This is a genomic window from Paracandidimonas lactea, from assembly GCF_021653995.1.
Lineage (GTDB): Bacteria > Pseudomonadota > Gammaproteobacteria > Burkholderiales > Burkholderiaceae_B > Allopusillimonas > Allopusillimonas lactea.
Map to the genome: position 1 here is coordinate 142,503 of NZ_JAJJOZ010000001.1, position 26,413 is coordinate 168,915.

Below are 26,413 nucleotides of genomic sequence, written 5' to 3' on the forward strand. Positions count from 1 at the left end.
CCGCAAGACGAATGTTTCGTTCTTGCGGATTTTGTATTCGCGATCGGGGTTAAACGCATCATGTCAGTCGCCGATGACCAGATTCCAAAGTTCAGTGACCGCGGCGCGTTCCGCTGCAAGCTGCGCGGCAGGTAGCCGGGCTTTCTCGGCCCCCTGCAATCGCAAGGCATGCTGATGCTTGCGCAACGCGCGGTAAGCGTCGGCCACCCTGGCGGCAAGGTCTTGCGGGATCAGGTTTGCCTTGCCCGCCAAGCCTAGCAAGGCAATATTGCCCAGGTTGTCCAGCAGTTCTGGATGCTGTCGTGCATGGCTGAGCACCAGGTACTGCGTGATGAACTCTACATCCACCATGCCGCCGCGATCATGCTTCAGATCGAATTCGGGGCTGGGGTTGGGGTGGCCCGCACTGATACGTTCGCGCATGGTGCGGACATCTGCCCGCAGTGTGTCAGGGTCGCGTGGCCGCAATAGTATCTCGCGCCTGATCCGCTCGAAGCGTTCGCCGATGGCTGGATCGCCCGCTACGTAGCGGGCTCGCGTGATCGCCTGGTGCTCCCAGGGCCAGGCATGGTGCAACTGGTACTGTTCAAAAGCGTCCAGTGAAACAGCCAGCAGGCCGGCGTCGCCGTCAGGGCGCAGCCGCAAGTCTATCTCGTACAGGCGGCCAGACGATGTCATGGTGGACAGCCACGACGACGTGCGCCGGCCCAGCTTGGCGTACAGCTCGCCAGCCTCATCGCTGTTCGGATCCTGGTACAGGAAGACCAGATCCAGGTCGGAGGCGTAGCCGATTTCCTTGCCACCCAGCTTGCCGTAGGCGATGATGGCAAAATGCGGTGGAGCAAGCGTGGCACCGCCGTGGTGGCCGCGGGGTTGTATCAGTGGCCAGACGCGGTGGATCGTTTCGCTCAGCAACATGTCCGCGAGTGCCGAAAGCTGATCGGCCAGGCGCTCCACCGTCAGCACACCCTCCAGGTCTTGGGCCAGCAACTGGAAGCTGATCTGGTGCTGAAAGTCGCGCATCAGGTTCATCTGCTGTTCGACGTCTGGCTGTCCGTTGGCCAGCACGCAGGCATCCAGTTCGGCGCGCAACTGCGCAGCCAGCGACGTGAAATCGGGTGTGGCCATCAATGATTGCCATTCGATCAGGCTGTCCAGCAGGATGGGATGGCGCAGCAGATACTGCGCAGCCCAGGGGCTGGCGCCTACCATGCGCGCCACGCGGGCGAGCGTGTCGGGGTATTCTGCCAGCAGCGCGAGGTAGGCGCTGCGCTGGGCAATCTGTTCCACCAAATCAAGCAGGCGAGTGGTAGTGACAGCGGGCTGGTCGGTGCCGGCAGACGCACGAACAATGGCGGGCAGCAGGTCTTCCAGGCGCTGGCGGCTGCTGGCCGAGAGGCTGCGCACGCGATGGCTGTCTAGCAACGCATGCACGCGCTGGCCGATGGCGGCCGCTTCTTCGCCATATACCTGGCTGAGCAGCGCGGGCAAGTCCGCTTCCTGGCGATCGCCGTCTGCCGTGCCTGCTGCCGTGCCGCCTCGGCCCGGTTTCCGAGCGACGCTGCCATTGCCGACGCTGTCATTCCTGCCGTCGCTGCTGTCGTCGCCACCCATGCCTGCAATGCGGAAGGCATTGCGGAAGGTTTGCGACACAAACGCGCGATGCGCCGCAAGTGTTTCATCGAATTGCGTGGTCGGCATGCCCATGGCTTGGGCCAGACCCTCGCATTGTGCGGGATCGCGCGGAAGCAAATGCGTTTGTTCATCTTCGCGGTACTGCAGCATATGCTCGACGCGCCGCAAGAATGTATAGGCCGCGCTCAAGCCTTGGGCCACTTCATTGGCCAGCACGCCAGCCTTGACCTGCCTGTGCATGGCATCGAGCAGGCCGCTTTGCTGGAGTGATGGTGTGCGCCCGCCGCGGATCAGTTGGTTCAATTGGACCACGAACTCGATTTCGCGGATGCCGCCATCACCCAGCTTGATGTTGTGAACGGCATCGATGCCGTTGCGGGCTGATGCGCGCCTGGCCCAGTCCTGGCGTATGCGTTCCCGCAGCCCCCGCAATGCCGCCAAGGCATTGAAATCAAAATATTTACGATAAACAAAGGGCCGACGCAGCCGTTCAAACTGCTCCTGCTGAGCACGGGAATCGCTGCCTGGAAAGGCACTGCAGGGAATAACGCGGGCCTTGAGCCACGCATAGCGCTCCCATTCGCGCCCCTGTGCCACAAGATAGTTCTCGAGTGCATCCAGGCTCCAGGCCAACGGGCCTGCGTCGCCGTCGGGGCGCAGGCGCAGATCGCTGCGGAACACCTGCCCGTGCTCGTCGGGCTCGGACAACACCGGCATCATGCGCTGCGTGACGCGGCCATAGAATTCGTGGTGGCTGATGGCGCGGCGCCCGTTGGTTTCACCTTCTTCGCCATATAGCATGACCAGATCGATATCGGATGATACATTGAGCTCGCAACCACCCAGTTTGCCCATGCCAATAATCAGCATCTCTTGCGGCAGCCCTGTGGCTGGATCCATCGGCATGCCATGTGTCTGCGCCACCCCTGCGGCGACGCTTTTATAGGCTTGCGCCACGGCAAGATCGGCCAACGTCGACATTGCCGTGACCACCTCCCCGAGGGGCGCCGCTCCGTTGATATCGCGGACCATTAGCGTAAAAAACACGCGCTCGCGCAGTTGGCGCAGCACGCGCCGCACATCGTCCACAGCCAGAGTGGTGTCGCGGGCGCCTTCGCCGGCCAACTCCGCGAACCATGCCTGCAGTGTTTCGTTTGTCACCGCGTGGCGGGCCGCCTCGCCCAGCCATTGTCCGAAGGATTCGCTCGCGGTCAGCTTTCTGCGCAATGCGCCGGACCAGCGCAGTGCGCTCTCTAATATAATGGGCTCAGACATAGTAATACCGGAAGGTGCGGGCTCAAGACTTTCGGACGATACTGCAAATCCTGCCTCACTGGCTATTGAACAGATAAGTGTTGCGCAAATCCGGCCTCCTTCTTAACGTGCTTGGCGCTCTTGCCCTGGCAGTTTATCTGCTTGTATGTGCGCTGGTGCTGGCCGGTCGATACTGGATCCTGCCTAATATCGATACTTGGCGTCCACAGATCACCGCCCATTTATCAGAGCGCTACGGCTTGCATATTCGTGCCGCCCGTATCACTGCCGACTGGAAAGGCCTGAATCCAACCATCGTACTCACCGGCGTGTCGCTTTCAAGTACCGGCAATGTTTCAAGTACCGGCAGTGCACCGCAGGCGGGTGTGCTGCGTGTGCCCCGCATTCGTGCCACGCTCGCATGGCGCAGTGTACTGGCGCGTTCACCCGTGTTCGCGAATCTGGACGCCGCTGGCATCCAGCTTGACCTCGGCCGCGACGAGCAAGGCCATTTTCATGCCTTTGGCATGTCGTTCGGCCCTGACGCCTCGCCCACCTCCGATATGCTGCCGGCGCTTCTGGGCTGGCTGTCGCAGCAGGACCGCATCGTACTGAGCGAAGCCACGCTGCGCTGGACGGACGCTTTGCGCGCCGCGCCGCGCCTGGATCTGCATGGCGTCACGCTTGCATTGGCCAGGCATGGCGGCCAGCGCAGCTTTTCGCTCGATGCTTCGCTGCCTTCGCAGCTAGGCTCTACGGTCACTATACGCGGCGTACTGCAGCATGTCGGCAACGCACCCGGCGCGCCCAGCGAGGCCGCCTCGGCCATGCCAGCCTTGGGTTTTCCTGGCGAGTTTACGGTCGATGGCGATATTTACGCACGCATAGCGGGCTTGCGGCCCGAGGCCTTGGCGCCATGGATCGATCTGCCGCGTACGCTCAGTACCGAACACACGACACTGCAATTGCGTGCGGGCGTATCGCGGGGCCAAGTCAAAACATTGACGACAGATGTCACCCTGCAGGGAAGTAACTGGCATCCTGGCCGAGGTGTGCAAGTGGCGGCGCAGGCCTTGCGGCTCTATCTCGATGGGCCCATCGAAGGGTATAGGCAGGTATTTCGGCCCTGGCAGGCAGTGGAGGATGTCAACCCTGGTCGCGCGCCCAACCGCAAGACGCCGCATTTGGCGTATAGCCTGCAGGGAACCGGGCTTTTCATGCAGGCCGATTTCCAGTTTGGCCATCCGATCAGGCTCGGCAGGGTAAGTGCCAGCGGCGAACTGGTGCGTCCGCCCGATGGTCCTTTGCGTGTCACCTATCAGCAAGCCATGGTCGCCAATGCCGACATCCAGGCAACTGTGCATGGCAGCTGGACACAGGGTGGAGAGGGTATGGCTGGAATCATCGATCTTGCCGGGCAAGCCCGGCGCGCCAGCCTCTCCGCGATCGTACGCTATCTACCCGAACGAGTGGACGAAGATGCGCGAGCGTGGATGGTGCATGGGCTGCTGGCGGGAGAGCTGGAAGATGCCGATATCCTGTTGCGGGGTGATTTGCTGCATTTTCCGTTCGCCGAGCAACCGCAGGCCGGCGACTTCAAGGTGTCGGGGCGCTATCAGGGCGGGGTGATCGATTATCTGCCGCCGCATGACGGCACGAAGGGCTGGCCTCGTCTTGAGGCCATGCGCGGTACCGCCTCGCTGCATCGCGCCGACCTTCGCCTTACCGCCACCGAAGCGGTCGTGCGTCCGGCGGCTGGCGCGGCCATCGTGCTGCGCGATGTTCAGGCCCGCATTCCTAATATAGAGCATGAGCCCATTCTTACGGTAAAGGGCAATACCATTGCGTCGGCATCAGCTTATCTTGCGCTCATGAAGTATTCGCCGCTGGGTGGGTTGCTGGACGACTCTTTCAATGACACCTCGGCAACAGGCGAGTGGCGAGTGCCGTTATCGCTGATGATTCCGCTCACGCGCGGGGAAGACACCGAAGTGGACGGCGCTATTCATTTCGATGGCAATGCGGTGCGACTGCTGCCCGATATGCCAGTCCTTTCCGATATACGCGGCACGCTCAATTTCTCTCATCGGTCCGTTCAGGCCGATAATCTCGCCGGCCGCTTTCTTGGCGGCAAGATGACCATTTCCGGCGAGATTGGTGCGCAAGGGAAGGGCTTGCGCATGGAAGGCGTTATCGGCACACGGGCGCTGGCCCAGTACGGCAACGCTAAAGTGCTTACCCGATTACAGGGTGTGATCCCATACAGTGCCGTATTACGTCGAGGGCCGGATAAAAGTCATGCACTCACGATTTCATCATCCTTGAAGGGGTTGATGGTCGATCTGCCTCAGCCCTTGGGCAAGAGCGCCGATACAGCCATGCCCCTAAAGGCTGTTTGGCGTCGCGAGCCCCAGGAAAACAGCCGTCTGCTGTCTGTTGAGATCGGCAGCCACACTCACGCGCTGATGCGCAGAGACCAACGGGAACGCGGGCCGATCTTCGCAGCGGTCTCCATCGGCGTCAACCAGGCGCCGCGGCTGCCTGCAACAGGTTTGCATATTGATGCTCAACTTCCCGAAGCATCGCTGGACGTCTGGCACCAGGTGCGTCGCGACATCGAAACGCCCTTGCGGGCGACGCCAGTACGCAGCTCCGCGAACGTGCAAAGCGTAGATGGCACCGCAGCGGACGGGCATGCACTTTTCCCGCCCTTGTCGCGCCTGCGTCTGCAGAGCAAGCACGCTACTTTCCACGACTTGGCCCTTGATCAGGTCACGCTTACTGCCCAGCAATCCAATCCAGGTGTATGGCGCGTGGATGTCAGCTCTACCCAAACGGCTGGGGCAGTGCAGTGGCGGGAGGTGGGAAATCGTATCGAAGGCCCCGTCAATGCCCGCTTCAACCGCATGGCGATTGGCACGTCGTCGGAGAAACCGGCTGACGATGGAAGCAATAGCGATGACGCCATCCGCTTGCTGGACGGCGATGAGCCCCTGGATATTCCCGCCATCGATCTGCATATCCAGGATCTCAAGCTTTATGGCCACCATGCAGGCTCGCTATCGCTGCGCGGCGTGAACCAATCGCATGGCCGATTGTGGCGGCTTGACGCCCTGCATCTCGGAACCGGTGATGGCGAGCTGAATGGCTCGGGCCTGTGGCGCTTGTCCGGCCCGCAGCGGGGGCTGACCATCAAGGCAACTGCCCGGTTCAAGAACCTGGGCAACTATCTCGAGCATGCCGGGTTCACCGGCCTGGTTGTCGGCGGCTCGGGTACGGTCGGCGGGGAGTTCGAATGGCGCAACATGCCATGGGCGTTCAGCCGCAGTGATCTGAACGGCAAGGTCGAGGTTGATCTCGCCAAGGGGCGCTTCAGTAGTATCAACTCAAAATCCGCACGATTGCTCGAATTATTGTCGCTGCAATCGGTCAATCGGTTGGCGCGCGGCCAGGCCAACCCCGCAAGCCTGGGGCGGGACGGGTTCCCCTTCGACAATCTGCGCGGTAATCTTTCCATTGGCGGCGGCATGGTGACTACGCGCGACTACCGCGTCAATGGGCCCGCGGGTACGATCGTGCTCGAAGGCAGTGCCAATATCGTCGACGAAACTCTGGATATGCAAGCCGCTGTCGTTCCCAATCTCGACATCAGCGGTGCAGCGATTGCCGCTGGCATCGCCATCAATCCTATTGTTGGCGTGGGGGCGTTTCTCACTCAGTTGCTGCTGCAGACGCCATTGGCAAAAGCCATGGCCGTGCAGTACCACATCACCGGCCCGTGGTCCGCGCCCGTCATCAACGAACTTGCCGTTCCTGAAAAACAACCGCCCTCCGCACCTCGGGCGCCTGCGCTGAACAACTGACGATCAGGTCACCAGTGCACGGGCGCATACCATACGCCGCACCATAAAAAAGGCCCTTCCGAGGAAGGGCCCTTACGTCAGCAAGCCTGGGGCCTGGACACCGGCGGGTAGCCTGTGTCAGTAGAGGCCTTGCTGCAGCATGGCGTCGGCAACCTTTACGAAACCAGCGATGTTTGCGCCGTTTACGTAGTTGATGCTGCCGTCGGCATTGCGGCCATAATTAACGCAATTCTCGTGGATATTGCGCATGATCGCATGCAGCTTCGTATCGACCTGCTCACGCGTCCAGCTCAGGCGTTGGGCATTCTGGCTCATTTCGAGGCCCGACACCGCGACACCGCCTGCATTTGAGGCTTTGCCTGGCGCATACAGAATGCCCGCATGCAGGAAGGCATCTACCGCATCCAGGCTGGTGGGCATATTGGCGCCTTCGGCTACGCAGCGCACGCCATTGGCAAGCAGCGTACGTGCATCTTCAAGCTCGAGCTCGTTCTGGGTGGCGCAGGGCAGCGCGACATCGACCGGTACGTGCCAGGGGCGTTTGCCAGCTTCGTAATTCAACCCAAGGCGCTTGGCATAGGTTTCCACACGACCACGTTCTTCGTTTTTGACGCGACACAGTTCGGCCAGTTTTTCGGTCGTGAAGCCAGCCGGATCAATCGCCACGCCGTGGGAGTCGGAGACCGTCACCACTTTGGCACCCAACTGCATGCATTTTTCGATGGCATATTGCGCCACGTTGCCGGATCCGGATACAGACACGGTGAGGCCTTCGATGGACTGGCCGGCCTGCTTGAGCATTTCTTCCGCAAAGTACACCGCACCATAGCCTGTGGCTTCTGGGCGGATGAGGCTGCCGCCGAACGTCAGGCCTTTACCCGTGAATACTGAAGCGGCCGAATTGGACAACTTCTTCATCATGCCGGCCATATAGCCGACTTCACGCGCACCCACGCCGATATCGCCCGCCGGTACGTCGGTGTCCGGGCCGAGGTGGCGGTATAGTTCAATCATCAACGCCTGGCAGAAGCGCATGACCTCACCATCGGATTTTCCTTTGGGGTCGAAGTCGGAACCGCCTTTGCCGCCGCCCATGGGCAGTGTCGTCAATGCGTTCTTAAACGTTTGCTCGAAGGCCAGAAACTTGAGGATAGAAAGATTGACGGAGGGATGAAAGCGCATGCCGCCCTTGAAGGGGCCGATGGCTGAGTTGTGCTGAATGCGAAATCCGCGGTTGATTCGGGTTTGGCCCTGGTCGTCGACCCAACTGATGCGGAACTGGATGGCGCGCTCCGGTTCTACCAGCCGCTCCAGTATGCCCTGGGTCGCATAACGCGGATTTTGCTCAATGAACGGCCACAAACTAGTCATCACTTCTTTGACCGCTTGCATGAATTCCGGCTGATGCGGATCACGCGCGCGTACCTGGTCTAGGAATTGATCGAGTGTTGGAAGTTTCATCAAGGCTGCTCTAAAGGGGTTTAAAGGAAAGTGGTTAATTACTTCTTCATCATGTCGAAGAACTCGGCATTGGTCTTGGTGGCGCGGATCTTGTCCAGGATGAATTCCATGGATTCGATCTCGTCCATGTCGTGGATGAACTTGCGTAGCACCCAGACTTTCTGGAGCAGGTCCGGCTTGATGAGCAGCTCTTCACGGCGCGTACCCGATTTGTTCAGATTGATGGCCGGGTACACGCGTTTTTCAGCCAGGCGGCGCTCCAGGTGCACTTCGGAGTTACCGGTGCCTTTGAATTCCTCATAGATCACTTCGTCCATCCGGCTGCCAGTTTCAACCAGGGCTGTACCGATGATGGTGAGCGACCCGCCTTCTTCCAGATTGCGCGCCGCGCCGAAGAAGCGCTTGGGCCGCTGCAGCGCATTGGCATCGACACCGCCTGTGAGGACCTTGCCCGACGCGGGCACGACGGTGTTGTAGGCGCGCGCCAGTCGGGTGATAGAGTCGAGCAGGATGACCACGTCTTTTTTGAGCTCGACCAGGCGCTTGGCCTTTTCGATCACCATTTCGGCGACCTGCACGTGGCGGGTGGCCGGCTCGTCGAAGGTGGACGCCACGACCTCCCCGCGCACCGTGCGCTGCATTTCGGTAACTTCTTCGGGGCGTTCATCCACCAGCAGCACGATCATGACTGCGTCGGGATAGTTGGTGGTGATGGCATGGGCAATGTGCTGCATCATCACCGTCTTGCCTGACTTGGGGCTGGCGACGATCAACGCGCGCTGGCCCTTGCCAAGCGGCGCGAAGATGTCGAGGATCCGGCCAGTGATATTTTCTTCGCTCTTGATATTGCGTTCGAGCGTCATGACCTCGTCGGGGTGCAGCGGCGTGAGGTTTTCGAACATGATGCGATGCTTGATCGCCTCGGGCTGCATGCCGTTTACTTTGTCGACCTTGACCAGCGCGAAATACCGCTCCCCGTCCTTGGGCGTGCGTACCTCGCCTTCGATCGAATCGCCCGTGTGCAGGTTGAAACGGCGGATTTGCGACGGCGAGATGTAAATGTCGTCTGTGCTGGCCAGATACGACGTTTCAGGCGAACGCAGGAAGCCGAAGCCGTCAGGCAGCACCTCGAGCACGCCGTCGCCGAAGATCTGCTCGCCTTGCTTGGCGCGCTTTTTCATGATGGCGAACATCAGCTCTTGCTTGCGCAGGCGGCTGGCGTTATCGATGTCCAACTCGGCGGCCATTTCCAGCAGCTTGGAAACGTGCTGTGCTTTTAATTCGTTGAGGTGCATGGGGAGAAGAAGGGGGAGGGGGTATTTGCAAGGGGGTGGCGAGCCCAGACCGGGCTCGCGCGCGAAACAGCAGTACAGGTGTGGTTACAGGGATTCGTCCAGGAAGGCGGCCAGTTGCGACTTGGAGAGCGCGCCTACTTTGGTTGCGGCAGCCTTGCCGCCCTTGAACAGCATCAAGGTGGGGATACCGCGGATGCCGAACTTGGCGGCAGTATCCGGGTTCTCGTCGACATTGACCTTGGCGATGATAACACGACCGGCATACTGCTTGGCCGCATCGTCAAGCAAAGGCGCGATCATTTTGCATGGGCCACACCATTCAGCCCAGTAATCGACCAGCACGGGCAGGTCGGAATTCAGCACATCGGCCTCGAACGAGGCGTCGCTCACGTGTTTGATGGAGTCGCTCATGATAAAAAAGAAAAAGAATTGGACGTATGGAGAGACTATACGGGACAGCGCCACAGTCGCACAATGCGATGGGCCGATTCCGGCCGCTTGGGTGCCTGCCCGCCAGCGGTATGTTGCAGTATTTCGACAAGCATACCACCTGAGGCGGCCGGGCGCGGTTCGCGGAGTCCGTAAAATAACGTATTCACCTGATCTGAATTGGGAAGAAATTGGCTATACCACGTTACGACGAAGCATCGATAAAGGTACTCAAGGGGCTGGAGCCGGTCCGTCAGCGGCCCGGCATGTATACCCGCACAGACAACCCGCTGCACATTTTGCAGGAGGTCATCGACAACGCCGCCGATGAGGCACTCGCAGGCTTCGGCAGTGAAATCGGCGTCACATTGCACACCGACGGCAGCATTTCCGTGCAGGATGACGGGCGCGGCATTCCTGTGGGGCTGCATCCCGAAGAAAACGCGCCAGTGGTGGAGATCGTCTTCACGCGTCTTCATGCCGGCGGCAAGTTCGACAAGAAGCAGGGCGGCGCTTATGCGTTCTCGGGTGGTTTGCACGGTGTCGGGGTTTCGGTCACCAACGCCCTGTCCACCCGCCTGCATGTGCGCGTGTGGCGTGATGGCGCCGTGCATGACCTCGAATTCGCCAACGGTGAGGTCAAGCGGCCTCTACACCAGGTTGACACCGCGCCGCGCCGCAAAACCGGCACACTGGTGCGTATTTGGCCCGATCCCAAGTATTTTGACAGCGCCGCCATTCCGTTGGCCGAGCTCATTCACGCCCTGCGCAGCAAGGCGGTGCTGCTCAGCGGCATCAAGGTGACACTCACCACCGAGAAATCCGGCGAGGTGCGCGCGTGGCAGTATGACAACGGCCTGCGCGGCTACCTCGAAGCCTCGCTGGAAGGCGTCGAAAAAGTCATCCCTGTTTTCGAAGGCCGCCAGTATGCGGGCGACGATGATGAAACGTTTGCCGAAGGCGAAGGGGCGCATTGGGTGGTGGCCTGGACTGCCGAAGGCCAAGTCCTGCGCGAATCCTATGTCAACCTTATATCCACCACGGCGGGCGGCACGCACGAGGCGGGCCTGCGTGACGGCCTGTTCAATGCCGTCAAGGCATTCGCCGAACTGCATGCGCTCATCCCCAAGGGCGTAAAGCTGCTCGCCGACGACGTCTTCGCCCGCGCCAGCTTCGTGCTGTCGGCCAAGGTGCTCGACCCGCAGTTCCAGGGCCAGATCAAAGAAAAACTCAACAGCCGCGACGCCGTGCGCCTGGTCAGTGGCTATGTCAAGAACGCGCTGGAGCTGTGGCTGCATGCCAATGTCGAATACGGCCGCAAGCTGGCCGAGATCGCCATCCGCCAGGCCCAGGCCCGTGCCCGGTCGGCCCAGAAGGTTGAGAAACGCAAGAGTTCGGGTGTGGCGGTGCTTCCGGGCAAGCTTACTGACTGCGAGTCATCCGACATCTCGCAAACCGAGATCTTCCTGGTCGAAGGCGATTCGGCGGGCGGTTCGGCCAAGATGGGCCGCGACAAGGAATTCCAGGCCATTTTGCCGCTGCGCGGCAAGGTGCTCAATTCCTGGGAGGTCGAACGCGACCGTCTGTTCGCCAATAATGAAATCCACGATATTTCCGTGGCTATCGGTGTCGATCCGCACGGCCCCGCCGACAATCCCGATCTTTCGGGCCTGCGCTACGGCCGCATCTGCATACTTTCCGACGCGGACGTCGATGGTTCGCACATTCAGGTGCTGCTGCTAACGCTGTTCTTCCGCCATTTCCCTCGTCTGGTCGAAGCGGGGCATGTCTATGTGGCACGCCCGCCGCTGTTTCGTGTCGATGTGCCAGCCTCTGGCAAGCGCCCCGCCCGGAAGGTTTACTGCCTGGATCAAGCCGAGCTTGAGATCGTGCAGGACAAACTGCGCACTGAAGGTGTGCGCGAGTCAGCCTGGAGCATTAGCCGGTTCAAGGGCTTGGGCGAAATGAGCGCCGAACAACTCTGGGATACCACCATGAATCCCGACACGCGGCGTTTATTGCCGGTCGCTTATGGCGAGCCTGGTGTTGAGGCCACTGTGCGCATGTTCGACATGCTGATGGGCAAGGGCGAATCAGCGCAGCGGCGCCACTGGCTCGAAGAAAAAGGCAACCTTGCCGACGTCGACATCTGATTTCCGGAGATAACGAATGGATAGTACCCAACCTGGCCTGTTTGATCAGGGTCCGGACAGCGATAGTATTACGTTGGCAAACTACGCCGAGCAGGCCTATCTGGACTACGCGGTGTCTGTCGTGCGTGGCCGTGCGCTGCCCGACGTCACCGACGGCCAGAAGCCGGTGCAGCGCCGCATCCTGTATGCGATGCAGGCAATGGGCCTGGGCCCGGGTGCCAAGCCGGTCAAGTCGGCCCGCGTGGTTGGCGACGTGCTCGGCAAATATCATCCCCACGGCGATCAGGCGGCCTATGACGCCATGGTCCGCATGGCGCAGTCCTTCACGCTGCGTTACCCCTTGGTCGACGGTCATGGCAATTTTGGTTCGCGCGACGGCGACAACGCAGCCGCCATGCGCTATACCGAGGCGCGGTTGACGCCATTCTCGCGTCTGTTGCTCGATGAACTGGACGAAGGCACGGTCGATTTCATCGCCAATTACGATGGCAGCCAGCAAGAGCCCTTGAACCTGCCGGCGCGATTACCCATCATGCTGCTCAACGGCGCGTCGGGTATTGCGGTGGGCATGGCTACCGAGATCCCATCGCACAACCTGCGCGAAGTTGCTGCCGCGTGCGTAGCGCTGATACGCGATCCGTCGATGGCCGACGAAGCGTTGTACAACTACGTGCCGGGCCCCGATTTCGCGGGCGGCGGGCAGATCATTTCCGCCCCCGAGGATATCGCCGCAATTTACGAAACGGGCCGCGGCTCGATCAAGGCTCGCGCCCGCTGGAGCTTCGAAGAGCTGGCGCGCGGCCAGTGGCAGTTGGTCGTTACTGAGCTGCCGCCAGGCACGTCGGCGCAAAAAATCCTCGAAGAAATCGAAGATCGCAGCAATCCCAAGGTCAAGCCAGGCAAAAAAAGCCTTTCCGCCGAACAGCAACAGACCAAGGCCCTGGTGCTGAGCATGCTCGACGCTGTGCGCGACGAATCGGGCAAAGAGGCCGCTGTGCGGCTGGTGTTCGAACCCAAAACAAGCCGCATCGATCGTGACGAGTTCGTCACGATGCTGCTCACACAGACTGGCATGGAAAGCAGCGTGCCGCTCAACCTGGTATGCATCGGCACCGACGGTCGGCCGGGCCAGCGTTCGCTCCGCAATATCCTTACCGAATGGCTGGAGTTTCGCGCGCACACCATGACGCGCCGTACGCGCTATCGGCTTGACAAGGTTACCGACCGCATCCATGTCCTCGAAGGCCGCATGGTGGTCTACCTGAACGTCGATGAAGTGATCCAAACCATCCGCGAGTCCGACGAGCCGCGCCCAGCCTTGATGCAGCGCTTCGATTTGTCAGAACGGCAGGCTGAAGACATTCTCGAGATGCGTTTGCGCCAGTTGGCCCGTCTAGAAGGCTTCCGCATCGAGAAAGAGCTGGCCGCCCAGCGCGAAGAGCAAGCCGCCCTGCAGGAATTGCTGGAGAATCCGCGCGCCTTCAAGCGCCTGATGATCAAGGAAATCGAGGCCGATGCCAAAACCTATGGCGACGACCGCCGCACATTGATCGAGGTTGCTGAACGCGCGGTCATGGAAGTCAAGGTTGTCGAGGAGCCAGTCACTGTCATCATCTCCCAGAAAGGCTGGCTGCGCACGCGCCAGGGGCACGGCCACGATGCCGCGCAGTTCAGCTTCAAGTCGGGCGATACACTCTACGCCGCTATTGAATGCCGCAGTACAGACGATCTGGTGGCATTTTCCGACAGGGGCAGGGTCTATAGCGTGGCCATTTCCAGCCTGCCGTCCGCGCGTGGCGACGGCCAGCCCATTACCTCCATGATCGAACTCGAGCCAGGCGCTCATATTGTGCATATGGTGGCTGGCGACTCGGCGCGCCGCTATGTGCTGGGCACCCGCGCGGGCTACGGCTTCATCGCCGCGCTCAAGGATCTCACCACACGCCAGCGGGCCGGCAAACAGTTCATGACGCTGGAAAAGGGCGATGTCATGCTCAGGCCGCTTCCCTTGCGCAACAGCGACACCCAACTGGCGATGATGGCGCACAAGGGGCGATTCCTGGTGATTGATCTGGCCGAACTCAAAACCCTCTCGGGCGGTGGGCGCGGTACCATCCTGATGAGCCTGGACGACGGCGACTTTCTGGAACAATGGGTGGCAGCCGGCCAGCAAGGTCTGGAAGTGCATGGCATCTATCGCAACAAGCACACCGTCGTCGAGCTCGAAGGCACGACGCTCGCCGACTACGTGGGCAAGCGCGCGCGCAAGGGCAAGCTGCTTGACGTGAAGGTAAAAGGGGCGACGTTGCATCCGCGTTGAGGGCATACGCTTCGGCGCGTTCCGGGGCGGCGCCGTACGCCTTCATCGCGATGGCGCTGTCCGGCTTAAAATGGCGGTATTTTTCTCTCGACAACCTAAGGCATAAAAAGCGGGCATATGAGTTTCAAGGTTACTGTTCTTCCTAGCAAGCACGAATTCGAAGTGGCGGATGGCCAGACCGTGCTGGATGCGGCCCTGGCTGCGGGCATCGTGCTGCCCTATAGTTGCCGCAACGGCGCGTGCTCTACCTGCAAGGGCAAGGTGTTGTCGGGCACCTACGACGCTGGCGCCGCACCGGGGCATATCCTCGAGGCGGAAGACCTTGCGCAAGGCTACACCTTGTTCTGCCAGGCCCGGCCCGCATCTGATCTCGTCATCGAGGCGCACGAAATCCGCATGGCCAGCGACATCCAGATTCGCAAGATGCCTGCCCGCATCATGGGTCTGGACAAGGTCGCCGACGATGTCATGGTCGTCAAGGTCCAGCTACCGCCTGCGGATCCCTTCCGGTATTACGCGGGCCAGTATCTCGAATTCATCATGCGTGATGGCCGCCGCCGCAGCTATTCAATGGCCTGCCCGCCGCAAGAAAACAACCTGGTCGAACTGCACATTCGCCATACCCCCGGTGGCGCTTTCACCGACCATGTCTTCGGTGTTGGCGACACGCAAATGAAAGTGCGCGAAATTCAGCGTGTCGAAGGGCCTTTCGGCTCTTTCTTTCTGCGCGAAGATTCCGACAAGCCCATCATCTTGCTGGCCAGCGGCACGGGCTTCGCTCCCATCAAGGCCATTGTCGAGCAGATGATCGCCACTGGCAGCCAGCGTAAGGCGTTCTTGTATTGGGGCGGGCGCCGCCCGCACGACCTTTACATGGACGAGCTGGCACGAGAATGGGCCCAGACGCTGCCCGGCTTCCGCTACGTGCCCGTGGTGTCCAATGCGATGCCTCAGGACGCCTGGGCGGGCCGCACCGGCTTCGTGCATCAGGCCGTGCTGGACGATTTCCCCGATCTGGCGGGCTACCAAGTCTACGCCTGTGGCGCCCCAGTCATGGTCGATGCGGCCCGGCGTGATTTCACCCAGCAGGCGGGCCTGCCGGAACATGAGTTCTATGCCGACGCTTTCACCACAGAGGCCGACGCTGCATAGCGAGGCTGGGGCATCCCGCCGGCGGATGGCTGCCGGCCGGCACCGACGGGAGGATCAAGCATGAAAGTAGCGGTATTGGGTAGCGGCATTATTGGTGTGTCGACCGCATGGTGGCTGCGCCAGGCGGGCCATGACGTTGTCGTCATCGACCGCGAGCCCGGGCCGGCGCAAGGCGCCACGCGTGCCATCGGTGGCCATGTTTCTGTTTCCGGTGCCGGGCCTTGGGCCAATCCGCAGGCACCGCTGCAATTGCTGCGCTGGCTGTTCCGCGATGATGCGCCACTACTCTTCCGGCCTCGGCTCGATACCCGTCAGTGGCTATGGAGCCTGCTGTTCCTGCGCGAATGCATGCCAGCGCGCGTAGCGGCCAATACACGTGCCATGGTCCGCTTGGCCGAATACAGCCTCGCCACGCTGCGCGCCATGCGCCAAGAACTCCAGATCGACGATCAGCATGGCGAGTCCGGCATCCTGAAGTTTTACCGCAGCCCTGTCGAATTCGAAGCATCCCAGGAAATGGCCGGGATTCTGCGCGATTTTGGCATTGACCGGCGCGTTGTCACGCCCGACGAAGTGGTGGCGCTCGAGCCGGCGCTGGCGGGTGCAAGAAACCAGATTGTGGGTGGCGACTACGCGCCCGGTGACGAAACAGGTGATGCGTATCTTTTTGTTACCGAACTGGCGCGTAAAGCGGCGGAGCAGGGCGTAGAGTTTCTGTTCAATACGCAGTTGAGCCGCCTGTCCGCAGCCGGCGGTGAGATCACCGGGGCCGAGGTGATCGGTCCGGACGGCTTGTATCGTACTGTCACGGCCGACGCCTACGTGGCGGCGCTTGGCGCTCACACGCCGCAATATATTGTGCCGCTGGGCGTGCCGTGTCACGTGTATCCGGCCAAGGGTTATTCGGCCACATTCGATATCATTGACGCCGGCAAGGCGCCTGTCATCAGCCTGAACGACAGCGCCAACCAGGTTGTGTATACGCGCCTGGGCACGCAGTTGCGCGTGGCCGGCACGGCCGATCTGTCGGGGTATTCCCGGGCACTGAATACAATCCGTTGCGATAATATGGTGCGCCAGGCACAGGCTTTATTCCCAAGCGCCCTCGATTTTGCTAATGTACGTTTCTGGTCGGGCTTGCGGCCCGCCACGCCCGCCAATGTTCCGCTTGTTGGCCGGGCAAAAATCCGTAATCTCTACCTGAACACAGGGCATGGCACTCTGGGCTGGACAATGGGCGCGGGCTCTGGCCGCGCACTTGCCGATCTCATCTCCGGGCGCTCTCCCGAACCCGAGTTTCCTTTTTTAGGCTGATTCTTTCTATGAAGCTACTTCGCTTGTGCGGCGCCGCTGGCGCCGGGCGTGCCATTGCGTGGCTGGGCGTTGGCGCGCTCGCCTGTTCCAGCAGCGCCGCATTCGCCGCCACCGACATCCAGGTTTGGCACACGCTCAACGGGCATAACCGGGATGTATTCGAAAAACTGGTCAAAGACTTCAATCGTGGCCAGAACGATGTCAACGTCAAGGTCAAGGCCTTCGATAACGGGGCCGCCATCGAACAAGCCCTTTCGGGCATAAAAAAGGCCGACGATCGCCCTCAACTTGTGCAGCTCGAAGACCAGCACGCCGCCGACAGCACCGCGGGGCGCAAAGACATCAAGCCCTTGTACAGCTTGCTCGCCGCACACCCCATCAAGAATGCCGACTGGTTTCTGTCCGATAAAAACACTTTTGTACGCGACGCCAAAGGGCGGCTGGTCGCCTTCCCTTACATGGCCGAAGTGCCGGTCATGTACTACAACATCGGCGCGTACAACAAAGCCGGCATCAAACCAGCCGAGCCACGCCGCCCCTGGGCCGAACTCCAGGCTCAGCTCGTTACGCTGGCCAACAATGGCTCGCGCAAGTGCCCAGCCACGTCCGACCAGCCTGTTTCGATCAACCTCGAGAACCTGGCCGCCGTCAACAACCAACTGTACGTCAGCAACGGTAACGGCTTGAAGGGCAAGGGCAACCCAGCATTCAGCTTCGATTCGATGTATATCCGTCATCTGTCGATGATGATCACCTGGGTACGCAGCGAGCTCATGGTCAAGCCCGAGTACGACAGCGTCGCAACCAAGCGGTTCGCCAACAACGAATGCGCCGTCCTGTTGTCCACATCGGGCAACCTCGGCTGGTTCGATGGTGCCAAGGGCCTTGATTTCGCAGTGTCTGGTCTGCCGTACTACCCTGAGGTCACGCGCACCCCGGGTCTGCCCTTTGTAAGCGGCTCGGCGCTCTGGGCAACCAGCGGCCATGCCAAGGCCAGTGACGCGGCCAGCGCAGCATTCCTGTCCTGGCTGGCGCAACCCGAGCGCGCGTCGGCCTGGTTCCAGAAAACCGGCTATCTGCCTCTCACCGCGCAAGCGTACAAGGCGACGGATAGCAACTACTTCAAGAGTTTGGGCGGTTGGCAGGAACTGGTCGCTGCCTATGGCAGGGCGCCCACTGACAACAGCCGCGGCTTCCGGATCGACAACTATCCGAGCATTCACGCGATGTTCAAGCAAACGCTCGAGCAGGCCCTCGACGGTAAGCAGCCAGCTGTTACCGCGCTCAAGACTGCGTCGGCGCAGGCGAGCAAAATGATGGCGACCAAGTAAACGCCTAAGCGCCGGCGCAAGCAGGCTTGCGCCGGCGCCGGCGTCGACCAGCACCGACGTGCTTAGCGGCGCGGGCAAGGTATTTTCCGCACGCTATGTCATCCCATGTGATCTTCGATCACATGGGATTTTTTTGGCGCAGACAGTTCCATCCATTCGTACAAGCCGGTCTGGCGGCTACGCAGGCATGACGGCACCATGCCGGGACGCACCACCATTCCGTGCGGTTCCTCCTCATTGCCGTCATGTGCCGCTTGTTCTTCCTTTTTGTATTGTCCAGCCTCCTTGCCGCTTGCGCGACGACATCTTCCCGGTTCGGTCTGGCGCCGCATGCCACGCATGCGCACGGTGCCCTCCGAAATGCGTCGCCTGCGGCGCCCACCATGCTCCAGCCTGGCGCGGCATTCAGCTTCGATTGGCATCTTTCGGGCAACCGTGCGGTTGCGCCATTGCAGGTTTTTGATGACGGGCGGCGCGTCTGGCTGCAGTTTGCGCCAGGCCAACCCTTGCCCGCGATATTTGCCCGCACAGCGGCTGGTGATCAACCTATATCGCCAGCTATCGAAGGTGCTTACGCCGTCCTGCCTGCCTACTGGCCAGAGATCATCCTGCGCGGCGGCCACCTCGTTGCATACGTGCGCCGCAGGCAGCACGCGCCCGAGGCGCCGCTTGCCCACACGGCGACGGCCACAAACGCGTCCGGCCCTATAGCTGATATCGATGGGGGTGCGCCAATGCTGCGGCGGTCGGATGGGGCATCGCCCACTGCCGCCGCACTGACGGTAAACCAAGCCCCGGCGGCGGGTCCGGCCAGTTTGGGCCCTGGCTCTGCTGGCACGGTCCGTGATAATGCCCCGTCTGCGGCCGTATCCCCGGAGGCCGTGCCATCCGTGGCTTTCCGCGTTACCCCCGATGATCGCAATTTTCGGCTTGCGCTTGTACGCTGGGCTGGGCTGGCGGGATGGACCTTCCGGCCCGAACATTGGGCGGTGGAGGTGGATATCCCCATTACCGGGAGTGCCAGTTTCGATGCCGAGTTCAAATCGGCGGTGCGCGATCTGATTGCGACGACCGAAATGGCCGAACGTCCCCTACAGCCCTGCTTCTATGCCAATCAGGTATTGCGCATTGTTGCCTATGCGCAGCCGTGCGATCGCGCCGCTGCCAAAGGGGCGCAATCATGACTATCAGCCGCGGCTTTTTTCCCCTTCTTGTCAGAGGCGTATGCTGCGCCGCCCTGGCAGCCGCCGTATCCGGCTGCGTCCTGTCCAACCGCATAAACAAAGCCATATCGGCTTTTCATAAAGCGGGCGAACAGGCATCGTCAATGCGCCAGGATTTCGAGCGCACCGTGCATGACTCGGCTCGGCGCGAGGCCGCTCAGGATGTCGCCCGCCCCTGGATCGCAGGGCGTCCGCAGCCATTGGCGCGTGACATTGTCCTGCCGCCGGCGCTGCGGGCCGATGTCAATACGGCGCTGCTGTTTTCAGACGGTCCACTCGATCTCACAGAAATTGCGCGCCGCATTACAGTGGCAACCGGCATTGCCGCGAACGTGCAGGCCGAAGCATTGCTGCCGCCTCAGGCGTTCATGCCGCGCCTCGCGGAAGCCGGCTCGGGCGGCAGCGCCACCACAGTTCCAGCCGCCATGCATGCCAAGCTGGACGGAGCGCCCGAGCCGCTGGCGCACGTGCTCGATCGGCTCGCTGCCCGCTTGAATGTGCGCTGGCGCTATCGCAACGCGCGCATCGAGTTTTATCGCACCGAGACACGAACCTACATCGTCCGAGCCCTGGCGCTGAATGCCAGTGTCGAAGCATCCATGGGCGTCGCGGGCAATGGCACTCCTGGTGGTTTTGTTGGTGCGTCCCGCACCCGTCTCGAAAGCGGCGCCCACGATGCGTTGGCTACAGTGCGCGCTCGTATCGAACCATTTCTGACCCGCTCGGGTGTGCTGGTGGCCGAACCAGGCGCGGCTGGCGCAATTGTCGTCACAGACACCCCTGACGTGCTGGACCGGATCGCGGCTTTTATCGATCAGGAAAACCGTGGCCTGACGCGACGTGTTCGGCTGGTGTTCGAAGAGCTAGCCGTGCAGGCACACGACAACGCAGAGGCTGGCCTTGACTGGAGCGTCGTGTTTTCTTCCGCGCAAGCGGCACTCAGCGCCGCAACGCCGGGCGTGGGTGCAGGCCGGGCAGGGGCGGCCGGGTTGGTGGCCCATGCGGCGCAAGGTGCATACGGCGGCTCCGAAGCCATTGTCCGTGCGGTGTCAGAAGTGGGCCATGTGGTGCGCCGAAGCCGGTTTCCGGTGCTTACGCTCAACAGGCGCCCCGTTACCCACGCGGTACGTACAACCTTCTCTTATATCGACAAGGTTGAAACGCTATCCGTGGGCGCCATCCATGGCAATGCGGTGCCTAAAGTGTCCGTCAGCCAATCCGAGCAAACAGTTGGCTCTCTGCTGACCATCGTGCCCGACGCGCAGGAGGATGGACAGATTCTACTGTCGATCGCCTACGACAGCACGGTCGCACAGCCACTGCGTTCTGTGGCGCTGGGCGATAAGGATCATCCTCTTCAATTGCAACAGATCACGATTGACGGCAATGGCATTGTGCAGCAGTTGGCGGTACGGCCGGGTCAACCGGCGTTGATCGCAGGGTTTGATCAGGTCAGGCACGAAACCAGCGGCCGGCGGCTCAATCCGGGCTTGCCGATGGCGCTGGGCGGGGAAAACAAAGTCGCGGATCGCCATGTCACCACGATCGTCATCGTCACGGCACAATTGGAAGAAGGCTGACCCAGATATGTCCACGACACAACCCCTGGTGTTAATGGCGCCGGGCCAGCCTGGCCTGGTATTTGGCATCCAATGGTTCGCCACATTGGATGCCACGCCCGAAAGCTCGTTGCGGCGTCTTGCCCGTGAGCACCATGCCACTCACACCGTTCCAGGTGCTTATGGCGCGGGCACAGTTGGGCTGGCACGCCTTGCTACCTATCCGTCGCCGGCCCATGGCACATCATATTCTCTGAGGCGCGGAAAGGGGCTTTGCCTGCGTATCAATCGGTATATACAGCGGGGATCGACGCGGGCCAGGCTGCCAATGTATTCGGCGGCGCAGGCGCTGGCTGGCTTACTTCCCACCGGCTCCCAGGCGTTTGTCATGCAGCTGGAAGACGGTGTGTTTTGGCTGGCAGGAGTGCACGAAGGTGCTGTCATTACGCGTGCCGACCGCTTGTTTACGTGCCGTGGGGACGCCGAACAAGCGGTCGCTGATCTACGTCTGGCCTATCCGGCGCTTGGGGGTGCACCTTGCGGCGGGCCTTCAGCCTGCCCTGATATCCAACAGCTTCGACGGGCCATTGGCCCGGCAAGTCAGCTCCAACCGGCGCCAGCCCGGCGTGCCTGGCCACATCGGGCGATCCTGGTGTTTCTATTGGCGTTTGCGTTCGCCATCTACTTGCCAGACCGCATGGGTGCATTCTCGTCGCCCCCGTTGGGTGTGAGTCAATACACTACTAGTCCGCCGATGCACGCTTCAACCCAAGGCTTGGCGCTGCGGCAGCCAGGCGCTGCCTTCCTGGAGCCCTTGCTGGTCATGCTGCAAAGGCTGCCAGTCGTTCATGCGGGTTGGGTGTTCAATCATGTCGATTGCGCTGCAGTTTCCGCATCTGACGCTTCTATGATGCAGTGGCATTGCACGGCGGCTTACGACCGCAGGCCGCTGGGCACCAGCGCCTCGTTTGTCCGCAACGGATTACCAGGGTGGTCAGTGAGTTTCCCTTCTCTTGACGAGGCGAAGGCAAGCTGGACTGCAGAGCCGGAGCGTGCCTGGATCCCTGGAGTCAATAAGGTTGCTGCAGCGCCCGTTCAGCTTCAAAGCGCACTGCAGGAAATCGCACCGGCGTTCAGCTCACTGGATTTGGGGTCTGGTGGTGAGGCCATGATCCGTGCATCGCCCCAGGGTGCGGCAGGCGGCGCAATGGTCCCGCGGTCGTTGCATCTCGCCGGGCCACTGCGATCGCTCGCACTCCTACTCCCTCATGAAAGCCACATTGCTTGGCATCGCGCCACGCTGCGCCATCAACCCGCGGCGATGCCGGGCCTGCGCAACAGCCGTCTGCACGTCACGCTCGAAGGAACTGTCTATGAAGCCTCAACGATATCTTCCACGCCTGCGCCTGAAGAGAGGCCGCCAGCGAATCCGTCTGGCTACGTCCAGGCGCGTTGAGCGCGCTGCCTCAGGCTTTATGTTCTTTGTTCTCGCGGCTGCCGTGCCGGTCGCGGCCCAGCCCGCGGCGGTTCCGTCCATACGAGATCAATGGCTTCAGGAACAACAGTCCGTACGTGAACTAATGCGTATGGAGACCGAAGAGGCATCAACCCGATTGCAGCCCGCCGATCAGTTTGCGCCTCACGCGACGCAGAGCGATGCGCGCGGCGAAGCGGCGGACGATGCCTTGGTGCTGGTCGGCATTTACGGATTCGGCAAACGGATGACTGCACAGGTTCTGATCGATGGACGGCCGCATCTGTATCGTCAAGGCCGCGCGCAGCCGCTTGCGCAAGCTCGGCTTGCGTTGCACGGCGCCGACGCGCCCCTTGAAGCCGTTTATACCTTGCAGGGGATGAGCGATTCATGCGTGCGGCTTGCTCGCGGGGAGCGTCCCGTTACGCTATGCCTGCATCCCGAACTCCAGCGGCCTTCGGAGCAACCATGAAGGCGTTATTGTTTTCGCCACTGAATCGCTTGCGGGCCCAGGCCCCCGCAAGGCTGTCGCTGCGTTTCGACGCCGCTGCGGCTGTGGCCCTGCATCACAGAGATGAAGTGCAGGCGTTGCGGCCAGGGGTAATCCGGATACTCACCGACACCTTCGATGTCGCTGCATTGGCTGGCAGAATGGTGCCGGCGCTTATGGAAGACGGCAGCGTTGCCATTTTTTCGCTTGCAGCCCATGTTGGCGGCGATCAGGCTGATGCGTTGGCGCGCCGGATAGTTCTGCGGGGGCATAGAGCGGCATCTCCACCACGTTATGCGGTCACTGCGCCCCTGCTGCTGGCGCTCAGCCGCGGCCAGTGCGCCGTGGGTGATGCGCCTGCAGGCGCTGATACCGGTGAACGGCAGTCGAGTACCGCACTAGCTGCCGCGTTTCACGATCTGATTGCATGGGGTGTCCGCCACAAGGCCAGCGATATCCACTTCAACTTGCGTGATCGCGAGCCGAATTCTGAAGTCCGTTACACGATTGCTGGCCATTATGTGGCGCCGGAACGCTCGCGCTGCCTGTCCACAGCCATGCTTCGCGACATGCTGGCTGTGGCATGGATGGATGTGCGGGGTGGCAGCGGCGCGGTCTTCGATCCTCTGCGAGAGCAGCAGGGGTCACTGCAGATGTCGATCGATGGTGCGCTGTATCTCCTGCGCTGGGCATCCATGGCGGCGGAAGCCGGCGCCAGCGTCTGCCTGCGCATCCTCACGCGCGACCTCGCCGTTGCGAACAGTGGGTTGGCACAGTTGGGCTACTTGCCGGCACAGTGCGCCCAGATCGAGCGCGCACTGCTGTCGCAGGGCGGCGCGGTCGTGTTTGCAGGTACTGTCGGTTCGGGAAAGTCGACAAGCCTGGCGGCGCTGGTAAGTGGCTTGGCTGCGCACCGCAAAGTCCTGACGCTCGAGGATCCTGTCGAATATCTTATTCCGGGCGCTATTCAGAATGCCATCGTGCGCAACCTTGACGAGGTCGCGCACGATGCCTATGCCGCCAAGCTGCGAGCGGTGAAACGATCCGCCATGAGCGATGTATTGCTGGGCGAAGTACGTGATATTGAAACGGGTCGGGCGTTTATGGATCTGGCTATCTCGGGTGTCAATCTCTATACCACCGTGCATGCGCCCAGCGCCGCACTGATACCGGCTCGCCTCGCGTCGGATTTCATCGCGATCCCGAAGAGCTTCCTGGCCACTCCAGGTGTGCTCAAGCTGCTTGTCTATCAGGCCTTGCTGCCTGCGCTATGTCCACATTGTTCCCTGCCTGTCCAGTCACTGACTATAAACGGGGGAGCGCATCCCGGTGGTGGCTGGCGCGATGGCGCCCAGTGGCGTGCATGGCTCAACGTATTGGCAGGGTTGTATGGTGAGCGCGTTCATATCACGCGCATCCGCAACGCCGAAGGCTGCGATCGCTGTCGGGCGGGCAACCTGCCTGAACTATACGGCTATAACGGCCGAACGCTGGCCGCCGAGGTCATGGAACCATGCCTGGATCGGCATCCCCGTCCCGATGCCATGGCGTGCGCGGTGGGCAAGGCATTGCAAGGCGAAATTGATCTGCGCGACATCGAATGCCGATTCCATGCCTTTGAAACAATACGGCGGCGTGCGGCTGTGTCGGACGATCACCGGGCTGCATCATGAACATTGTTCCACCAATCTCAGCCCGAGGCGGCCGTTCCTTCATGCAAGGCATTAGGCTGTGGCGTGATAACCGCCATATGCGCGCCAAGCGCGGGGATTACTGCGATTACCTTGGCGCTTTGCTTTCGGGGCAGCGTGGTGCGCGAACCCTGCGCGCCATATTTGCCCAGGATGCCGCGCGCCACGGGGCAACGACCGTGCGCGGAAGGCTGTCTGCGCACTGGATGCGCGCCTATGAGGCCAGCGGCGGCGATCTGTATATCACCTGGCAGGGCAGCTTCCCGCAGGATGAGCGCGCCGCGCTGCGGGTGCTCCAGGCCGCCGGAAGCGATGCGCTGATCGATGCGTTCAAGGCTCTCTCGGCGGACTGCGACCTGATGCGCAGGATACGTGACATCTACGTTGGCTCGCTTTGTTCGGCTGGTGTTGCAATGATGTTGCTGACGGCGATGTTGCTCGCTGTCGCCTGGTGGACCACGCCCCGGCTGTTGCATGCGTTCTCGGCCCTGCCGCCGGCGTACTACGGTGAACTGACGCACGCGTTGACACGTTTGGCCGAATGGGTGCGGGCAGGCTGGCTGGCGGCGCTCGTAACTGCGACCGGCGCATGGGCATTCATGATCTGGTCACTGCCCAACCTCGTGTGTGGTGTGCGGGTTCGGCTGGACCGTCTCGGTCCATGGCGTCTGTACCGCCAGTATCAGAGCCTGCGCCTGTTTGGCCTTCTGAGCATTCTGCTGGGGCAGGGTGAAGGTGGCCCCACGCGGTTGCGGACGGCGCTGCAAGCCTTGGGTACCGGCGCTACACCGTGGTTGTCGTCTCAGATCGAGCGCATGCTGGCCCGTATCGAGGCAGGCCATACGGGCGCCGCCAGCTTCGATACGGGCTTGCTGGCACAAGAACACTATTGGTTTCTCGCAGACCTCATCACGGCACGCGGGCTCGGCGCGGGCCTCCCACTGGGCGCGGGCCGCCTGCGCGAACAACTGCTTTCGGCTGCTGGCCGGCACGCGCTGCGCTTGCGCTGGGGCCTGTTGCTTGGGGTGTTGTTCTGCATGCTGGGGCTCGGCGTGTGGCATTACGCGGTCATCGACGAACTTCGTCGCGCGCTTTTGCTGCTTTACGCCGACCAGTAGTTGGCGCATTTCGCTGGCAGCATCAGCCACGGTTTCCAATCGCCGGCGCGGCCGCTGCGCGCCGGCATTCCTTTCCAGAGGTGTTTATGGCATCACATTCAGCTTCCCAGCGCGGCTTCTCGCTGCTTGAGATCTCCATTGTCAGCGCGGTGATTCTGTTGATCGCCGTGATCGGGATTCCTGTCATTGGCAACTATATTGTCGAGAGCAAGGTTCCGCGCGTTGGCGAGGAACTTGCTCGTTTTATCATGCAAGTGCGCATCAACGGCCAGGTGGCGGGGCAGTTTCCTTATCGTGGCGTAAATACCGTTGCTTTGGCAGAAACGGCGCGCGAGTCTGGCGTGCTGACGGTGGCGGGCGACAGAGGAGCGCCGCGTGTGCTGCATGGCCTGGGAGACGGTGGAGAAGTCCAGGTGGCGGCGTCCACTGACGGGGCGTTGCTCACCATCACTCTGTCCGGCGTCAGCCATGTCGCATGCCCAGGCATTGCAACGGTCCTGCAACGCCTCGCCTCCGTTGTTGCTGTCGGCAACGACAGACAGGCGCTCGCAGTGGTCAAGAACCAGACTACGCCATACAGTCCGATACTGGTGCGCGGCCTATGCGGCCGCGGCAGTGTCAATACCTTTGTGTTCACGTTGGCTTAGGGAC

The 26,413-nt window shown here is 61.4% G+C and carries 17 protein-coding genes; 12 read left to right on the forward strand and 5 right to left on the reverse strand.

The features are described from left to right. Window positions 1–63: 63 nt before the first annotated feature. Window positions 64–2,910 (reverse strand): bifunctional [glutamate--ammonia ligase]-adenylyl-L-tyrosine phosphorylase/[glutamate--ammonia-ligase] adenylyltransferase, encoded by a 2,847-nt coding sequence (glnE, locus tag LOL23_RS00660; RefSeq protein ID WP_160976107.1) that lies wholly within the window; start codon window positions 2,908–2,910, stop codon window positions 64–66. A 77-nt stretch (window positions 2,911–2,987) separates the two neighbouring features. Here glnE and LOL23_RS00665 point away from each other — a divergent pair, with 77 nt between their 5' ends. Further along, window positions 2,988–6,752, forward strand: coding sequence for a YhdP family protein (locus LOL23_RS00665; RefSeq protein WP_237172980.1), 3,765 nt, complete (start codon window positions 2,988–2,990; stop codon window positions 6,750–6,752). Window positions 6,753–6,869: 117 nt separating this feature from the next. On the opposite strand, the gene gdhA is transcribed toward LOL23_RS00665, so the two are convergent. From gdhA to trxA, 3 genes are all read right to left on the reverse strand, one after another. Further along, window positions 6,870–8,213, reverse strand: coding sequence for an NADP-specific glutamate dehydrogenase (gene gdhA, locus LOL23_RS00670; RefSeq protein ID WP_160976111.1), 1,344 nt, complete (start codon window positions 8,211–8,213; stop codon window positions 6,870–6,872). A 38-nt stretch (window positions 8,214–8,251) separates the two neighbouring features. Further along, window positions 8,252–9,508 (reverse strand): transcription termination factor Rho, encoded by a 1,257-nt coding sequence (gene rho, locus LOL23_RS00675; protein WP_160976113.1) that lies wholly within the window; start codon window positions 9,506–9,508, stop codon window positions 8,252–8,254. Window positions 9,509–9,592: 84 nt separating this feature from the next. Then, window positions 9,593–9,919, reverse strand: a complete 327-nt coding sequence (gene trxA / locus LOL23_RS00680; protein WP_160976115.1) for a thioredoxin TrxA — start codon at window positions 9,917–9,919, stop codon at window positions 9,593–9,595. Between the two features lie 209 nt (window positions 9,920–10,128). Here trxA and LOL23_RS00685 point away from each other — a divergent pair, with 209 nt between their 5' ends. The 5 genes from LOL23_RS00685 to LOL23_RS00705 all read left to right on the forward strand — a co-directional run bounded on the left by LOL23_RS00685 (window position 10,129) and on the right by LOL23_RS00705 (window position 18,207). After that, window positions 10,129–12,090 (forward strand): DNA topoisomerase IV subunit B, encoded by a 1,962-nt coding sequence (locus LOL23_RS00685; protein ID WP_237172981.1) that lies wholly within the window; start codon window positions 10,129–10,131, stop codon window positions 12,088–12,090. Window positions 12,091–12,106: 16 nt separating this feature from the next. Further along, window positions 12,107–14,410, forward strand: coding sequence for a DNA topoisomerase IV subunit A (gene parC / locus LOL23_RS00690; RefSeq protein ID WP_237172982.1), 2,304 nt, complete (start codon window positions 12,107–12,109; stop codon window positions 14,408–14,410). Window positions 14,411–14,527: 117 nt separating this feature from the next. Beyond that, complete coding sequence (locus LOL23_RS00695; RefSeq protein ID WP_237172983.1) at window positions 14,528–15,562, forward strand: CDP-6-deoxy-delta-3,4-glucoseen reductase; 1,035 nt, start codon at window positions 14,528–14,530, stop codon at window positions 15,560–15,562. Between the two features lie 60 nt (window positions 15,563–15,622). Continuing rightward, window positions 15,623–16,876: a D-amino acid dehydrogenase gene (locus LOL23_RS00700; RefSeq protein ID WP_237172984.1), complete on the forward strand. Its 1,254-nt coding sequence runs from the start codon at window positions 15,623–15,625 to the stop codon at window positions 16,874–16,876. 8 nt (window positions 16,877–16,884) lie between these two features. Further along, complete coding sequence (locus LOL23_RS00705; RefSeq protein ID WP_160976125.1) at window positions 16,885–18,207, forward strand: extracellular solute-binding protein; 1,323 nt, start codon at window positions 16,885–16,887, stop codon at window positions 18,205–18,207. Between the two features lie 98 nt (window positions 18,208–18,305). On the opposite strand, the gene LOL23_RS00710 is transcribed toward LOL23_RS00705, so the two are convergent. Then, window positions 18,306–18,539: a hypothetical protein gene (locus LOL23_RS00710; protein ID WP_160976127.1), complete on the reverse strand. Its 234-nt coding sequence runs from the start codon at window positions 18,537–18,539 to the stop codon at window positions 18,306–18,308. Between the two features lie 51 nt (window positions 18,540–18,590). Between LOL23_RS00710 and LOL23_RS00715 the strand changes: the two genes are divergently transcribed. From LOL23_RS00715 to LOL23_RS00740, 6 genes are all read left to right on the forward strand, one after another. Next, a complete protein-coding gene (locus tag LOL23_RS00715) occupies window positions 18,591–19,391 on the forward strand; it encodes a TrbG/VirB9 family P-type conjugative transfer protein (RefSeq protein WP_160976129.1) in 801 nt (266 codons plus the stop codon). Beyond that, window positions 19,388–21,010, forward strand: a complete 1,623-nt coding sequence (locus tag LOL23_RS00720) for a hypothetical protein (RefSeq protein WP_160976131.1) — start codon at window positions 19,388–19,390, stop codon at window positions 21,008–21,010. Before LOL23_RS00715 ends, LOL23_RS00720 begins: the two co-directional genes overlap by 4 nt. Window positions 21,011–22,362: 1,352 nt before the next feature. Then, the gene (locus LOL23_RS00725) at window positions 22,363–22,935 is read left to right on the forward strand and encodes a hypothetical protein (RefSeq protein ID WP_237172985.1); all 573 of its coding nucleotides are present in this window, start codon (window positions 22,363–22,365) and stop codon (window positions 22,933–22,935) included. Further along, the gene (locus LOL23_RS00730; RefSeq protein ID WP_160976138.1) at window positions 22,932–24,626 is read left to right on the forward strand and encodes an ATPase, T2SS/T4P/T4SS family; all 1,695 of its coding nucleotides are present in this window, start codon (window positions 22,932–22,934) and stop codon (window positions 24,624–24,626) included. The genes LOL23_RS00725 and LOL23_RS00730 overlap by 4 nt, the downstream gene beginning before the upstream one ends. A 41-nt stretch (window positions 24,627–24,667) precedes the next feature. Next, window positions 24,668–25,762, forward strand: a complete 1,095-nt coding sequence (locus LOL23_RS00735) for a type II secretion system F family protein (protein WP_160976140.1) — start codon at window positions 24,668–24,670, stop codon at window positions 25,760–25,762. Between the two features lie 86 nt (window positions 25,763–25,848). After that, window positions 25,849–26,409: a prepilin-type N-terminal cleavage/methylation domain-containing protein gene (locus LOL23_RS00740; RefSeq protein WP_160976142.1), complete on the forward strand. Its 561-nt coding sequence runs from the start codon at window positions 25,849–25,851 to the stop codon at window positions 26,407–26,409. Window positions 26,410–26,413: the final 4 nt, after the last annotated feature.

What these genes read in the sequence shown, in the direction of transcription:
- glnE (WP_160976107.1), bottom strand. Translation starts at nt 2,910, where the DNA reads ATGTCTGAGCCCATTATATTAGAGAGCGCACTGCGCTGGTCCGGCGCA.
- gdhA (WP_160976111.1), bottom strand. Translation starts at nt 8,213, where the DNA reads ATGAAACTTCCAACACTCGATCAATTCCTAGACCAGGTACGCGCGCGT.
- rho (WP_160976113.1), bottom strand. Translation starts at nt 9,508, where the DNA reads ATGCACCTCAACGAATTAAAAGCACAGCACGTTTCCAAGCTGCTGGAA.
- trxA (WP_160976115.1), bottom strand. Translation starts at nt 9,919, where the DNA reads ATGAGCGACTCCATCAAACACGTGAGCGACGCCTCGTTCGAGGCCGAT.
- parC (WP_237172982.1), top strand. Translation starts at nt 12,107, where the DNA reads ATGGATAGTACCCAACCTGGCCTGTTTGATCAGGGTCCGGACAGCGAT.
- LOL23_RS00695 (WP_237172983.1), top strand. Translation starts at nt 14,528, where the DNA reads ATGAGTTTCAAGGTTACTGTTCTTCCTAGCAAGCACGAATTCGAAGTG.
- LOL23_RS00700 (WP_237172984.1), top strand. Translation starts at nt 15,623, where the DNA reads ATGAAAGTAGCGGTATTGGGTAGCGGCATTATTGGTGTGTCGACCGCA.
- LOL23_RS00705 (WP_160976125.1), top strand. Translation starts at nt 16,885, where the DNA reads ATGAAGCTACTTCGCTTGTGCGGCGCCGCTGGCGCCGGGCGTGCCATT.
- LOL23_RS00710 (WP_160976127.1), bottom strand. Translation starts at nt 18,539, where the DNA reads ATGCGGCGCCAGACCGAACCGGGAAGATGTCGTCGCGCAAGCGGCAAG.
- LOL23_RS00715 (WP_160976129.1), top strand. Translation starts at nt 18,591, where the DNA reads ATGCTCCAGCCTGGCGCGGCATTCAGCTTCGATTGGCATCTTTCGGGC.
- LOL23_RS00720 (WP_160976131.1), top strand. Translation starts at nt 19,388, where the DNA reads ATGACTATCAGCCGCGGCTTTTTTCCCCTTCTTGTCAGAGGCGTATGC.
- LOL23_RS00725 (WP_237172985.1), top strand. Translation starts at nt 22,363, where the DNA reads ATGAAGCCTCAACGATATCTTCCACGCCTGCGCCTGAAGAGAGGCCGC.
- LOL23_RS00730 (WP_160976138.1), top strand. Translation starts at nt 22,932, where the DNA reads ATGAAGGCGTTATTGTTTTCGCCACTGAATCGCTTGCGGGCCCAGGCC.
- LOL23_RS00735 (WP_160976140.1), top strand. Translation starts at nt 24,668, where the DNA reads ATGCAAGGCATTAGGCTGTGGCGTGATAACCGCCATATGCGCGCCAAG.
- LOL23_RS00740 (WP_160976142.1), top strand. Translation starts at nt 25,849, where the DNA reads ATGGCATCACATTCAGCTTCCCAGCGCGGCTTCTCGCTGCTTGAGATC.